This window comes from Pseudomonas juntendi, from assembly GCF_009932375.1.
Lineage (GTDB): Bacteria > Pseudomonadota > Gammaproteobacteria > Pseudomonadales > Pseudomonadaceae > Aquipseudomonas > Aquipseudomonas juntendi.
Map to the genome: position 1 here is coordinate 1 of NZ_BLJG01000529.1, position 323 is coordinate 323.

1 protein-coding gene is annotated in these 323 nt (G+C 63.5%); it reads left to right on the top strand.

The annotated features are described in order from the left end of the window. The coding region (locus GYA94_RS27090; RefSeq protein ID WP_218031620.1) for a cache domain-containing protein at positions 1 to 323 on the top strand (323 nt) is incomplete at both ends.

Genomic DNA, 323 nt, shown 5'->3' on the forward strand with positions numbered 1-323 from the left:
TGTACTGGTCGCAGCCGCGTGCCGGCCAGCTGACGGCCATGGCACTGCCTGAACATGACATGGCCAACACCGAGATCGGCCCCAGTGGCCAGCCGGCCAACACCTGGTGGGTATGCCCGCGCACTACCGGCAAGGTGTGCGTGGTGGAGCCGTACTTCTATGCCATCGACGGCCAGCAAGTGCTGATGACCAGTATCGTTTTCCCGCTGACGGTCAATGGCAAGATCATCGCCACGCTGTCCATCGACATCAACCTCAACAGCCTGCAGGCACTCAGCGAAGAGGCCAGCCGCAACCTGTACGAGGGCCGCACCCGGGTCGGC